The organism is Clostridium folliculivorans (assembly GCF_024341905.1).
GTDB lineage: Bacteria > Bacillota > Clostridia > Clostridiales > Clostridiaceae > Clostridium_AR > Clostridium_AR folliculivorans.
In genome coordinates this window covers 988,621-1,002,782 of the sequence record NZ_BQXY01000001.1, presented here as the reverse complement: position 1 = coordinate 1,002,782, position 14,162 = coordinate 988,621, and the positions used below count along the sequence as shown (strand labels likewise).

At 29.5% G+C, this 14,162-nt stretch carries 11 protein-coding genes; 6 read left to right on the top strand and 5 right to left on the bottom strand.

Going from position 1 to position 14,162, the window contains the following annotated elements:
* Positions 1-1,002 precede the first annotated feature (1,002 nt).
* Positions 1,003-1,560 carry a helix-turn-helix domain-containing protein gene (locus tag OCU55_RS04480; protein WP_261851102.1) on the top strand — a complete coding sequence of 186 codons (558 nt, stop codon included), beginning with the start codon at positions 1,003-1,005 and terminating at the stop codon, positions 1,558-1,560.
* A gap of 94 nt (positions 1,561-1,654) precedes the next feature.
* Here OCU55_RS04480 and OCU55_RS04475 read toward each other — a convergent pair whose 3' ends face one another.
* Entirely contained in the window at positions 1,655-2,182 is a 528-nt protein-coding gene (locus tag OCU55_RS04475; protein WP_261851101.1) for a GNAT family N-acetyltransferase, read from the bottom strand.
* A 317-nt stretch (positions 2,183-2,499) separates the two neighbouring features.
* Here OCU55_RS04475 and yqeK point away from each other — a divergent pair, with 317 nt between their 5' ends.
* Positions 2,500-3,111: a bis(5'-nucleosyl)-tetraphosphatase (symmetrical) YqeK gene (gene yqeK, locus OCU55_RS04470; protein ID WP_261851100.1), complete on the top strand. Its 612-nt coding sequence runs from the start codon at positions 2,500-2,502 to the stop codon at positions 3,109-3,111.
* 29 nt (positions 3,112-3,140) lie between these two features.
* Entirely contained in the window at positions 3,141-3,542 is a 402-nt protein-coding gene (locus OCU55_RS04465; protein WP_261851099.1) for an NUDIX hydrolase, read from the top strand.
* A gap of 344 nt (positions 3,543-3,886) precedes the next feature.
* On the opposite strand, the gene OCU55_RS04460 is transcribed toward OCU55_RS04465, so the two are convergent.
* Positions 3,887-4,588 (bottom strand): N-acetylmuramoyl-L-alanine amidase, encoded by a 702-nt coding sequence (locus tag OCU55_RS04460; protein ID WP_261851098.1) that lies wholly within the window; start codon positions 4,586-4,588, stop codon positions 3,887-3,889.
* A gap of 68 nt (positions 4,589-4,656) precedes the next feature.
* Here OCU55_RS04460 and OCU55_RS04455 point away from each other — a divergent pair, with 68 nt between their 5' ends.
* A complete protein-coding gene (locus OCU55_RS04455; protein WP_261851097.1) occupies positions 4,657-5,247 on the top strand; it encodes a sigma-70 family RNA polymerase sigma factor in 591 nt (196 codons plus the stop codon).
* Positions 5,248-5,391: 144 nt separating this feature from the next.
* Here the strand turns inward: OCU55_RS04455 and OCU55_RS04450 are convergent, their stop codons facing one another.
* Both OCU55_RS04450 and OCU55_RS04445 read right to left on the bottom strand, forming a co-directional pair.
* The gene (locus tag OCU55_RS04450; protein ID WP_261851096.1) at positions 5,392-6,630 is read right to left on the bottom strand and encodes a competence protein CoiA; all 1,239 of its coding nucleotides are present in this window, start codon (positions 6,628-6,630) and stop codon (positions 5,392-5,394) included.
* Between the two features lie 342 nt (positions 6,631-6,972).
* Positions 6,973-10,026 carry a metallophosphoesterase gene (locus tag OCU55_RS04445; protein ID WP_261851095.1) on the bottom strand — a complete coding sequence of 1,018 codons (3,054 nt, stop codon included), beginning with the start codon at positions 10,024-10,026 and terminating at the stop codon, positions 6,973-6,975.
* A gap of 336 nt (positions 10,027-10,362) precedes the next feature.
* On the opposite strand from OCU55_RS04445, the gene OCU55_RS04440 reads away from it, so the two are divergent.
* On the top strand, positions 10,363-10,530 hold the full coding sequence (locus OCU55_RS04440; RefSeq protein ID WP_261851094.1) for a hypothetical protein: 168 nt from the start codon (positions 10,363-10,365) through the stop codon (positions 10,528-10,530).
* Between the two features lie 196 nt (positions 10,531-10,726).
* On the top strand, positions 10,727-10,999 hold the full coding sequence (locus OCU55_RS04435; protein ID WP_261851093.1) for a hypothetical protein: 273 nt from the start codon (positions 10,727-10,729) through the stop codon (positions 10,997-10,999).
* Between the two features lie 411 nt (positions 11,000-11,410).
* Here the strand turns inward: OCU55_RS04435 and OCU55_RS04430 are convergent, their stop codons facing one another.
* Positions 11,411-14,095 (bottom strand): DUF4116 domain-containing protein, encoded by a 2,685-nt coding sequence (locus tag OCU55_RS04430; protein WP_261851092.1) that lies wholly within the window; start codon positions 14,093-14,095, stop codon positions 11,411-11,413.
* Positions 14,096-14,162: the final 67 nt, after the last annotated feature.

The following is a 14,162-nucleotide window of genomic DNA, read 5'->3' as shown; positions in this document are numbered from 1 at the left end:
TAATTATTGTTAAAATTATATAAAAACATACATTTTATAATCTTAAAACCGTAGCTAGGTACATGTAGCAACAGCCTATGTAACTCATATAAATTAATAAGTTTTTTTAACATAATCTCCCATAATGCTATTCACGAATCTTTTTAATATTAATTTATAATCATTTTTAACCTTATTTATTATTTTCATAGTTTTTTCCTAATTTTTATTTGCTTTTTTATTCTATTATCTAAACTAATGTATAAGAAGTATTCATTAACTTTTAATTATATTTTTCACACAGAAATTATATACTTGTTTTCCATTAAATACGGGCTAGCATAAAACTTAGATAATATAAAACTTTTCATAGAAGAATTTTTTTGTAAGTATTTATTTAGGCGCCACTTTAATATCAGTAGGATTATCATAGAAAAAAGTGTCCAATTTACTTTTTTTATGATAAAAGTAGTCTAAAGTTATTTTTTATGTACTTAGAAGTGATATTTACAATTATGAAAGTAATTTTATTAGGTATGCCACCCCAAATGATGAATTTAATGATAATTATAAAACATGGGACTTGTATAAAAACAACGAGCTAGCTGGTAAGTTTACATAGGGTAGTTATTAACTGGTTGAAAGTTTTTTTATTTTAGGTGATAGATGATTATTATGTAATTATTTTATTTATCATTTGTACTCTATCTAGTAAAAGATAAGTTGCTTTATCCGAAATATAATCTTCTCATCTTCCGCAATGCTTAATCCTATACTATATTGATTCACAATCTGCTATATCTTTTGCAAGGCATTCTTGCTTCTTGTTATATAAAATATCGTTTTATTTTCTTTCTGTTAATCAAAAATCGAGCATTAAACTTCACATCTCTTGTTAACTTTATCTATTTTTTAACCTTTTCATATGTTATATATGTTTTCATATTATATATAACAGTTTTAATGACAAACTTCACATTCTTTTGTTACTTATACTGAAAACTATTTTAGGAGGTTATATTTATGGATTATGAACAAATTGAAGATTTAGTTATTGCTGCTAAAAGCGGTGACTTAACTGCCAAAGAAATGTTGATGGTTGGTTTTACACCATTTATTAAAAAATTGTACAGAACATCAATGCTTTATCTTTACGAAAGAGAAGATTTAGAAAATGAATGCTATAAAACTTTGTTCAAGTGCATTTTTTATTACAATTGTGATAATCATAGTTTTGTAGCTTATACAACAAATGCTATTAAACATAATATAAATAACTTGATTAAATTAAGGTTTAAACGGTTAATTTCAGAAGGAAATAAGACTTTAATAATGGATGAGATATTTGTAAATCACCTTGCAGAGGATAATCCCCATTTTGAAGATCAAACATATATCAGAAGCTACAATAGCAATACTCAAGATTTTGTGAATGAAATTAGTGATTGTGATAAAGAGCTTATAAACTTTGTTTTCTATGACAAAAAACGAATAAAAGAACATTCACCTTTCAAAAACATTGCTTTGAAGTATCCTAAAAAAATTATGTACACTCATGAAATAGGTCACTTCCTAAATTAAAAGCCTGAAGCAAATCACTTCAGGCTTTCCACAATTTTATTTCTATACTTCACACAATAATTCATATACTCTCCCCACAATCCTCTCATATGATTTATGCTGATCTTATTTTGAGGTTCACTCTAGCATCTTTTAAAGGTTTTAACATCTGTAATTCATCATACTCACTATCTGTCTCTTTAAGTTCCTCAGCAACAGTTCCATCTATTATAAACCCCATTCTTTTAAATAATGCTATTGCCTTGGTATTATCTGCTCTTACACGCAAATAAAGAGTATGAATATCATTGTCCTTACACCAATCACTAGCAACTTCAACTAATTTAGTCCCTATCCCCTTATTTGTATACTTCTCTAATAGCCCTACATGAAGAAATCCAGTTATCTTTCGATTCATAATATCTCTTTCTATGGAAAGATATCCAACAAACTTTTTTGAATCTTCAACTATTAAGAGTTTAGAATTAGTTTTGTTTATAAAATTTATCTCCATTTCTAATTTCTTAATATTATCTTGTGCTTTGTATACTTGAGTGGCCATTTTATTATCTTCTTTGTCTAAATTTAATAGCAATTTTAAATATTTTTCAGCATCAGATTTTTCAATTTCTCTTATCTTCATTTTCTTCCCCATTTCTCTTAAAATTTCACTTTAAAACCCCAAAATTTACTTATATAAATACTATATCGCATAATTCTTACAACTTAGTCTGCATCTTTCTTAACTTTTTCTTACAATTTTTTGCTATCTAAGATTCTTTAATCAAAAATACAGTCTATGAAGAAAGTTTTAATTAAACTATGTCTCTAATGAATTATAAATAGTAAAATGAAAAGGTGTAATTTTCATATAAAGGAGTTTAATGGTATAATATTTTTAATAATTAAGCCACAACAGCAAAATAACGCAAAACAAACTTTTTAGAAAGGATAATAAAGTTGGAAGAGATTTTTGGGTATCTAATAAAAGATTTGACCTTTACATCAGATTTAGCAGAGAATTCAAATAGATTACTAATTAAACATAATAGAACTAGAATTGCAGAGCATTCTCAAAGAGTTGCTAAAAAAGCAAAGATATTAGCTAGACAATACGGAATTGATGAAAGTTTGGCTGAGACAGCAGGTTTACTACATGATATAGGCGGGGTATACCCAAATGACAAAAGAATTGAGATTTCTAAAATTCTAAAAATTAATATACTTCCTGAAGAGGAAGAGTTACCATTAATTATCCATCAAAAGATATCTGTGATAATGTCACAACAAATATTTAATATTCAATCGCCAGATATACTTAGTGCAATTGGATGCCATACAACACTTAAAGCTGGCGCTTCTATTTTGGACAAGATTTTGTTTGTTGCTGATAAGATAGAATGGGATCAAGATGGATTACCTCCATATATCAATGAGATTGAAAGGACAGTGAATATTTCATTAGAATTAGCTGCTCTTACATATTTTAAATACCTATGGAATGATAGTTCAAAACTTAAAGTTATACATCCATGGTTGGCAGATGCCTATTCAGAACTAAGTAAAAAATAGATTATCAGTTGTAATGAAAGGAAAATATTATGTTTACTATCGGAGCATTTGCATTAATTCTAGATGAGAATAATAGATTTTTACTATGTCATAGAACCGATAAGGATTTATGGAATTTGCCTGGCGGGAGAGTCGAAAAAGGTGAAACTCCATGGAAAGCTGTTATAAGAGAGGTTAGAGAAGAAGTGGGATTGGATGTAGAAGTTATAAAACTTCAAGGTGTATACTGCAAAACATTTGAAGACGATATTATATTATCTTTTTTATGTAAAAAAGTAGGTGGTAATTTATCCTTGTCAGATGAGGCAGATGATATTAATTATTTTAGCATTAATGAAATACCAATCAACACTGTACAAAGACATATTGAAAGAATAAAAGACTTTTATAATGATAATGAAAGCATAATATTAAAAGGATATTATAGTTAATATACTGAAGGAATTGAGTTTAATAAAGTATAGTCCGCAACTTTCATTTAATCAAACTTCTTTTCAAACTCACAAAAGTTCGTTCTCACCATAGCTAGAAATGAGAAAGGGCTCACCCGTTTCAAAATAATCCTTTACTGCAACAGTTTTGGTTATTTTTCAATGGGTGAGCCCTAATGTCAGCTGAATTTATACTAAGATGGTCAAAAAGCCATAAAATTATGTCCTATATAAATGAAGCACTTCATAATTGAACTTATATTTTCAAATTCTCCTCTCAGAACCCAGAGGAGTTTTAAATATAGATTTCGGATTGAAGTGTTTCATCTTTAATAAAGCTCTAATCAATTTACTCTTACCTTCTGTCCTATCACAATTAGATTAGCATCTTTTATATTATTCCGTTGAACCAATTTACTTATAGTGGTTCCATAGCTTTTAGCAATTGAAGACAAGGTATCACCTTTTACTACTGTGTAATAATTAGTTTGCTCAGAAGGACTACAATGCTCCGATGCATTAATTTCAAAAGCCTTACAAATCCCTTTAAATATTGCCTCCGCCATGGTTTCTGGGTTATAATTATTCATATCAACAGGACTATCACAAAAAGCACATTCTATAAGTATTGCAGACATATTAGTGTTCTTTAGAACAAACAAATCATTTCCTGCCTTAACTCCCCTATTTGTAAATCCTAACTTTGAGATCTCAGGAAGAATAATTTTAGCTATACCTTCAGCTCGTCCACCTGGAATACATAAAATCTCAGATCCATGCCCTCCAGTACATAAATTATGATGAATGGAAATAAAGAAATCAGAATTGTTACTATTGGCTGCTTGAACCCTTTGATTCAAGGAATCATAAAGACTAGTTGCACTACTTGGAGTACAGTTAATAACAGTAAGCCCCGCAGCTCTGCATTTTTCTATAAGCTTTGTTCCTACTTCATAATTAAGCTCATTTTCTGACCTTATGCCTACTGCTCCCCCGTCAAACTGAACATTGTGGCCTATATCTACTGCTAGTTTTGATATTTTCATAAATATCTACCTCCTTTTCCTTAGATATATGCCGACCGGCATATATTTTAGTTAAGAGGTGATATTTTATGAATTATAAATATGTTGAAAATCTAGTATTACTTTGTAAGAGTGATAATGAAGCAGCTAAAGAAAATTTAATTTCAGAGTTTGACCCCTTAATATTAAACCTATGTAAGAAATCCTTTGTAAGCGGATATGAGTTTGAAGATATAAAAAATGAGTGCTATAAAGCTTTATTTAACTGTATAAAACTTTACGAACCTAATAAGCATAGATTTGTAGCGTATGCAACAAACGCTATACAAAACTCCGTTAAATGCCTTATAAGAAAATCCGTAAGAAGACAGCAAACTGATGGATCTAAGGTAGTAACCTTTGACGCTACCCTTGAAAGTGTAACTTGCTATGATATGAATTTTGTTGAGGATATTATCTACCAAAAGCAAGTAAAATCACAGATAAACTCTGTGATTAATACCTTAACTGAAGAAGAAAAAGACCTTGTGAAATATATTTTCTATAAAGGTTATTCTATGAAGAAGTACTCTGATTTTAGCAAGATTCCCTATTATAAGGTATTTGAAATGAAAACTAGTATACTGGCTAAGTTAAAGAGTGACTTGAAGATAGACAAGCAATGCGTATTCTTAAATTGAGTGGTATTTGTAGTGCAATTTGGTATTTAAAAAGATATTATTTTAGGTTATGGATATACCTCCTTTGAAATGTTAGTGGTTGGCAAACTTACTGATATTTTTGAAGGAGGTATTATTTTTTTTCTAAGTATAGTTATAAGGTTTTTAATCCAATCCTGATAATCTAAGGACTTCCCTATATACATTTTCAGCTCTTATATTACCTTTATTTATTTCTGCCTCAAAGAATTTCTTTATAGTGCTATATTCAGACGATCCGCATTGGGTTAAGATCCTAACTAAATTGTCTATACCAAATTTATAACCACTTATGGCTTTATTTACTTTATCTTTGTAATAATCATCATTTCTACTATAATATTCATAACTTTTCTTAGGTTTTTGCTTATATGTATCAGAGCTATAACTTTTTCGACTATATCCAATATCACTCCAAGCATCCGTTCTGTCTGTGGTATATGTATTCTGCTTTGCTACTTGAGATAATCGTTCTAACTTTTCTATCTCTTCCTTACGTCTTCTTTCTTGTTCCTCAAGCCTCTTTTTCTTTTTTTCTTCTAATTCAATTCTAAGACGTTCTCTCTCTTCAGCTTCTCGTCTTTTATTCTCTAAATATTCTTGAACAAATTTATCTCTTTCAGTATTAAAAGAAGCATTAAAATCACATTCTATACTACCATCAGGAAGTATTTTAATATCAGTTAATCCATATGTCCTATTAAAAAGCTTGTCATATATTAATTCATTAGTGTCATTATCTATTACTGTAACTTTTTTAATTATAGTAATTTGTTTTTGTTCAACATCCAAATACAATATAGTATTATTTGAATCATTTAGAATCATCCTATTCCAGAAAGTAAGTTGATACTCTCGAATTAACTCCTCTAGATCTTCTTTCTTACCACTTAGAAACCAAATATTATTCAAGCCTAACTTCTTATAGAATTCTCTCTTATTGTCCCAATAGCTAACACTCAATCTCTGCCTTTGAAATTCAATAATAAGTTCTTGTCCATCTTCGAATTTAAAATACAAATCCGCTCTTTTTCTTTCAGGTAATTTATATCTTACTTCAGCATAAATATCTGGATAAAGCAGCTTCATATAATTTAATAACAATTTCTTGCCTTCAATATGTTCTTCAGTTTCGTCACTATAACTACAGGGATTTCCACCTTGAAAATCTGATTTATGGGCAAAATGTGGTATATTAACTTTTCCACATCTAAAGATAACAGAAGCCTCACACTCATCACATATTAGCTCGTTCATCTCACCAGCTTTTTTCCATTGCTTTTCAATACTATAGTTAATAGTCTCATTTTTACCTTTAACATTAAAGGCATATATTGGTGTACCATTATATCTACACTTCTGCATAAAATAAATCCCCCACATTATCTATATCATATTTCATATAATACCCATCTTAGAAATGTCCTTTTATGTATAATTTTAACATAATATAGATTAAAAATGCTAACATCTATTTTTAATATTATTAAATAGAAAAGATGTTCCTTTAATAGAAACATCTTTTATCTTACTTACTCATATTGTATATATCACTTCTTAACTGAACAACATTTTACTCAGTTCTACTTAATGTGTCCAAAACATAGACATAATTCCATTATAAACCTTGAATTTAATCATTAACTACCATAAAATGTATAACACAAACTCGTCATAAAGTACCTAAGCTACTTTATAACTTTATTTTTATTCTCTTAATAATGACTTTAAAAACTGTTCAGATTTTTCATCTACCTTTTCCAAATTTCTATATTGTAACAGTTTTTCATCTAAATCATCTAGTTTTGACAATAATGCAGGAGCATATTTTCTCCAAATCTGTTTTGATTTATATAATAATAAGTAACTTTCAATATATTTCCCATTCTCAAACATAATTTCAGCTATCCAAAAAAGTGCATATCCCCTATTGGTTAGTGAGTTTAGATTTTCCTCTTTATATAAAAGTTTTAAAGATTCATTAAAGTATTTAAGCGCTTCATCATATTCATTTTTTCTTTGATAGCATCTTCCTATATTGCCACAATTAGAAGAATCTTTCTTTAAAGTATTAAATATTTCAAGTGCCTCTTCATATTTTCCTGAATCTCTTAAGATCAATCCTTTTGTACACGATAGATCATTAAATGTCCATAAACCGCTATATGACTCACTTAATTCATCATATTCATTCATATAGTGAATAGCCTCATCATAATTTTCTAGCCTCCAATATATAAACATCGAAGTCGATAAGTATAGTGAATACGGAATAGTGCTACTTTTAGCTAAATTCTTATATCTTTGTAAAAATATATTTAGTTCATTTTTATTCCCTATAACTGAAAGAACATCTAACAAATTTGAAAGAAACGTAGCTCTTCTAAAATTAGTAGTAACTTCTTCTTTCTCCCAATCTATCTCTTTCAATATTCTACAGCCTATTGATACAAACTCAACATGAAACCCACCATTTACCAACAGGTGATAAGAGTTACAAATCAAACCCAAAGCTTCAACATAATTTCTTGAATTCAAACATGTCTCCAATGAATCTAAAAGTCCCTTACTATATTTAATCTCCACATTTTCATTCTCAAAGCTTTCAAAATTATTAAATAAAACATTCACAACTTTTGCATTTAAAAATAAGCATAACAACTTATAAACAAACGGCCTTTGATCACTAACAGTATATTTTTGATGAATAAATTCTCTTACTAATGGATGAACTTGATAAAACATATTGTCAGAGTTAGCATCCTCATGATATTCTAGCAATCCTAAACTTTTCAATCTATCTAGAGACTTCTTAATATCTTTAAAATTAATTTTATCACTGATTGTTAAAATAATATCATTTTCATCAAGCGGCCTAGGGGCCTCAACCAAACACCTTACCATTTCCTTGCATATTTGATCAACTTTACTATTCATTCCTTCCCAAATTCCATTGAAATATCCATTTACTTTTGGATTTTCTCCTATTAAGTACTCACTAAATTCATCCGCACATTTCTTTAATGATGTTTTTCCTACCTTAATTTGACCTGCAATTAATCCTAACCACCACGGGTGCCCCTTGGTCTTTCTTATTATTTTTTTACAATAATATATATCTTCATCTGAAGTAATCCTTATATCACGACTTTTAAAAAACTTAATTCCATCATCCTCTAAAAGTCCATTTAAATTTATAGGCAAGTAATTTGCTCTATTATCAGATATTGGTATTCTGCAAGTCATTATTATAAAACTGTCATGTTCATTATCCAACGATTTATTGAAAACTTTTGATAAATCGCCCACTATCTCTTGGTTTTTTATATCTACATACGCATCTATGTTATCAAATACAACTAATATATTATTTGCTTTTAAGTGGTTATAAAATCTTTTTATCGTGTCCTCTATTTTTTCATCTTTATATTTTATTGCCGTCTCTTCTCCATCAGAAATAACCTCAAGTAGTTGAACTAATTTTAAATGTATAGTTTCAGGTAATTCTCTACAGTCGACCCATATCCCAAATTTATACTTTTTATTTTGACCTCTTGCAAATTCGCGCAAATACCTAGCTGCTAATGCAGATTTGCCTTGTCCACCAACTCCAGAAATAATTGCAACTGAACATCTATTATTAGAAAGTTTGTCTAATTCCACTTCTCTACCAGTCCAACCTGCTGTTACTGGAACAGTATCTAGTTCAAATTCATTAAAGCTATCATTATCTTTTAACATTTCTTTATTTGTATTTCCAAGTTTATTATTAAATAATAATGTATAATTACCATCTTCAGCTTCACTAAAATATAAATCATTATCTGGCATAAACCTACCATCTTTATTTGATATTCTACAACAACAGTCTACTTTATTATTATCCAAATCAAATGTATATAGAGAATATCTACATTTACTAAGCTTAGGTTGTCCACTTTCTCTGCCATCTTTTTCTGGATATCCTATTCCAGACACTAATGATACCAGGGTTCCATTTGGGTTTGACTCCATTTTTATTTTACCATTATGTATATGTCCATGAAGAATAGCATTAACTCCAAGCTTCATTTCATCTCTAAGATAATTATCTACAAGCTCTTTTTGATCTGGTGTTAGCCATTCTAACGGATGGTGTGTCACTGCAATACAAAAATCCGATTTGTCTAGTTTTCTAATTTTTTCAGTTAAATTCTCTAACTGCCATCTTCCTATTAAAAGCTTCCCAAAATCATCACTTCCAAATGATAACCATGAAGTATTTAATAATATAAATCTGACTTTTACATCATTAAGCTTAATGTCTCTTATTTCAAAAGGATTGTCTTCTTGTATAAATTCTCTATTAAGTACTTCGTTAACGAATTGTAAATAAGGTTTAAATCTTAACTTAAAGTATTGCCACTTATCATTAATAAAATTTATATCATTTAAATCTTCTTCGCTTAGATTTTCATATAATACCTTCACCATATTATCTCTAGCAATATCATGATTTCCTGGGACAATTAGTACCTTATCAGCTGATAACTCTGCTATATCAATTATTTCTCTAATCATATTTTTAGCTAAATCATATGATTGTAACTTCCCTTTATTTATTATGTCTCCACTAATCACAACTGCATCTATCTGCTTTCTTTTTTCTTTAATTATTTTTATTAAATCGTTCTTTAAATACTCTCTAGCAATCGCAAAATTAGGATCATCAGCATTATCAATGTGTAAATCTGATAAATGTAATAAAGTAAATTTTCTCATTTTCATTCTCCTTCGTGTATATATTGTTTCTATTATATATTGTATTTTATACTATTACTTATATATTTTCTATATTCTTCTAATATAATAAAATTATAGTTACTACACAATATATTTTACATATTAAACTATAAATTCAATAATTAGTTATATTAAGCAAAGAGTTATGCAAAGGAAAACACCTTTTAATTAAATATCTCCTTATAATTAAATATGGGTTAGATTCAAATTATATATTTAAAAAAATTGCTGAAAAAATTAAGTAAAATGCAACTACTATCTCTAAGCGAATTAGAAGAAATAGATTTCTTAGAGTAAGTAAGAGAACAGAAAACTATGTGCAACCATGCCAACATTGAACAAGTTGTACTAAGACAAAGTTGTGTGATACTAGCTGTGGTAGGTAATATAAGGAATGTATATTTATTAATTCTTATCGGACCTGAAATGAATATTCCAAGCTTAACCGTTACTAATATGTTTGTAATAGTTTTAGTACAGTAACTCCGTGTGCTGCTGAAAAATCTACTATAAAGCTAAAGTTGCAGATTCAAAGTATAGAGAAATATTAAAACTTTCTAAAGAATTTGTTGAATTTATTGAAGATAATACTAATATTCCTATAGTAGCTATGGATACCGTCCGCGGTGCACGAAGTGGCAAAGTTCTTCTAACGCTTATTTTTAGAAATTCCTCATTAATGTCAGTTTTCATTATTGAAAGATGCAATCAGGTAGTTATAACTGAAGTTATAGCTAAGCTATATGTACTATTAGGGGATGAAGTATTTAAGAGATGCTTTCATGTTATTTTAATAGATAACAGCTCAAAATTTAAAAAAACTGAGGATTTAGAATTAGATGCTGAATCAAATCAAAGAACTAAGATATTCTACTGCAATCCTACGGCTTCTTATCAGAAGCCGCACTTAGAAAAGAATCATGAATACATAAGTTATGTAATACTTAAATGAATATTATTCAAAAAACAGACTCAAGAGGATATAACCTTAATGATGAATCACATTGATAGTACAACAAGATCTATTTTAATGGCAATACACCATTTAAACTGGTTCAAATATTATTAGATAACTCACTATTATTGAAACTCTCATTAAAACATATCCAAGTAAATGAAGTACATCTAAAACTTTCACTTTTAAAAAAATAAGACATCAAAAATTTAGGGCAATGATCGGAACTTAGTGACACAAACCCAAAGCCTACGGAAATTAATTTTGCAAGATAATTCCGTAGGCCTAAAAGGCCATAAATAATGATTATTTTATATAAATTATAGTATATTTAACTCTAAAAAATGACTTTGTCCTTGCGGTTACAATAGCTTATGCTAAAACAGTTTGTGATAACATATCAACAATCTACTCCCCATCAACTTCTATAATGAGTGTATCGTCAATCATATCCTCAATTCTGTTTGCCTCCTTGATATGATTAATAAAATCATAATTTATAAATTCCTCTTTCCATATGCGAACAATGCTTTTTTCAGCAACATACTGCAAGCTTTTAATTATTCTTGAAATCTTATATAAGTAGCCCCCTTCATCATACATGGAACTTTCATCTCCCCAGTCCTCCAACGTGCTCGAGTACTGTAGTGCAGGCATATTTAAGTTCTTTTCCTTTTCAAGTCTTTTGAAATTATCTTGCAACAATTTACAAGACTTGTGTGATTTCAGTAATGCCTTAAAGTCCTTATAAACAATTCTGGATGTCACATCATGAGCAAAGTAAGGCGTTATCTTTCCATCTATTGGATTAACAAACAAGTGGCAATATGAATATAATTCAAAGTTTCTCGGTTTATCTACATCTACTATGCATCCATGAATCTTTCCAGATCCTCCAAGTCCTTTTACAAACTCGGAAATTTTCTTCTGCCCACCTGTGTATCGCTCTAATAGCTGGTTAACATTTTTAATATAGATATCAAGAGTATCATAATAATATTTTAAATCCTCCAGACTATTCCGTTGCAACTTAATCAATTTACCTCCAGTCAAAAGATAAAGATATTTACATTTCGACTGCTTAGAATACAAACAGTAGATAAAGAATATATACTTTCCGTTCTTCTTTATCATGTAAATCTGTCCATCTTCTCTTCTAAATGACATCTGCACCATTTTGCCTTTATTAAACTCTGAATACTGATTCTTCGTTATTTCATGAATACCATCATCTAAATATAAAAAAATGTCATATTGATTATCAATATAGAAATATTTCAACCCTATAGTTTCTGTTTTATAGCCTATTTGATTATCAGCATAAACCTCCTTTTCACTGCTTTTATCAAAGTAATTACGGTGGTCATGTCCGTTTACGTAAATCCAATTCGGATTATGTGAATCTGCATTCCAGTCCCATTTTTGCATATGTGTAAGAACGATAACCTTATTATTCGGAAGAGTTTGTACCAACTTCCGATATATGTTATCAAATCTACGAGTTTCAAAGATATCTCTTTTCAGTGCCATTTCTGCAGATTTTGATTCCTCAAAAGATTTTCCATAACGCATATTTACAGCATTATATTTATCATTTAAGGCACTAAATCCAATGCCTCCAAGTACTGCTATGGAGCACTTCTGTGCCAGTTCCCTTAATTTCTCTTCGCTAAGTTCAAGTATTTCATCTTCGCTAAGTATTAATTGCTGCTGTCGGCTCTCAACCAAAAGGAAGTCGTTTTGCAGGAATATAATTCCTAATTCTTTAAAGTATTTACGATAAATGTCGATGTTATTTTCCATCTCATCCCACGGGTCCCAAAGTTCATGATTACCGTGTATTACTACAATTTTTTGAGGATCCCAAAAACATATAAGTTCCTCATAAAATATTTTTACAAGCTCAAATTCTGAAGCAGTATCCCCAGCAATTAAAAGATAACTATCATGAGGAACAGTTCCAACAGATGCTATCATTTCTCGTGCCAAGAATTTAACATATGATTTGACTTCTTCCTTTGTCGCTCTTAGCTCAAACATTTGCAAAACCCTATGACACAGATGAATATCACTTACATAGAAAAATGGAATATGATTATTATCTAATATTTCATGTCCATCATCATCAATTGGTTTAGGATAATTGAATCCTGCCATAATACAGATTTCATTTTTCTCTACCTCAGTTAAATCCAAGCACTCCATACGTTTCTTCAATCCTTCGAAATATGTACCGTCAAATAGCCCTTGCTCTACCAAAACGTCTTGATGAATCACTGCTCCCTTAATATTGTATTTCTTTAGGTCTATACCTTCAAATTTATATCCCCATAACTCAGCATCATATAGATTACCATCCACAAAACTGTAAAATTCATCAAAGTTCTGGAACTCCAACATAATAGTATACGTATCATCAATTAGTGCTCTATCATCCCCAATAGATGATCTTCTATCATAAACCACCTTTACTTTTACAATAAACAAACCTTTTTCAGAACTGTACAGTTTACTAATTATACTAATTTTTCCTTGGGATTTCTGATAATCTAGAATCTCACTACACTGTTTTATTCCTATAGGCAAATACTGAGTAGTAGAAAAGTCTTCCTTAATGCACGCCAAGCAAATATCTATACTTTTTTGGCAAATCGGCATATATTTTAGCCAACTTATGTTAGATTCAACTATACTCTCAAGAAGTTCCTCATGAGTTTCTTCATTCAATATCTCATATCTTATCTCTTCTGGAGTATACTCCAAAGTCCATGCTTTCTTCATTACTGCAAGTGTACATATTTCTCTCGTTCTCCAATTAACTGGGACGTTACTAAGTAAACCCGCATCAGTCTGAACTGCCAATAAACACATTTTTTTGGTAACAAACTTATTTGGAACATGTCGAAATACATTTCCATCCTTCTTAACCGCATCCAAACAAGTTTTAGTATCAATGTATTTTTCAGATGCATATTGCAGTGCTTTTGGGTTTTGACTGATAGCCTCTTTACACATTTTTACTGTTTGTTCCTTTTTAGGTACCTGTTTTAACAAAAGGCCATCTTCTCTCAGTTCTTCCAAAGTAACTTTCATCCAGAGTTACCTCCAATCATTTTATATTTTGGATTAATAAAACTATTGCGTAGAACAAGAATTTGTA